Source organism: Bacillus sp. 05T31, from assembly GCF_056396725.1.
The window spans coordinates 1-459 of sequence record NZ_JBFTMA010001372.1 but is presented as its reverse complement, the minus strand read 5'-3'; the positions used below and the strand labels follow the sequence as shown (position 1 = coordinate 459).

Sequence of the window (459 nt, the reverse complement as noted above, 5' to 3'; positions counted from 1 at the left end):
CATTATATGAAATTAAAATAATAAAAGCACCAAAAAACCTTATAAAACAAGCATTTAAACGGAAAATATTTTTGTTAACTTTGATAAGAAAATACTTCCATCTACAGTTTAGTTATGGTATATTGTTAACAAAGATAAAAAAGGAGTGGAGAAAAAAATGAAAATTTCTATGATGAATAAGGATTCCGGGAACTCACTTGATATGAATTTGATTGATGGTTTTTATGTTGAGATCCCTACAAATGTTGTGGAAATCAGCAAAAATGAAGCTGATTCTCATTTTGTTGCTGCCATTGGAAACCCTAAAGATCTAGATTCTCGCTTATTAATCTCTACAACAATTCCGGGCGAAGAGAAAGAAAGATATTTTTTAGTAGGCGAAGAAGCTGCAAAACACGCACTAGCAAATAACCATGTTAATAAACTACACGATAAAATTACTAGTCATATCCCTTATGT

Annotated in this window: 1 pseudogene; it reads left to right on the top strand. The window is 30.5% G+C overall.

Going from position 1 to position 459, the window contains the following annotated elements:
• Positions 1-157: 157 nt before the first annotated feature.
• Positions 158-459: pseudogene (locus AC1DJR_RS33360) on the top strand (hypothetical protein); the annotation flags it as partial.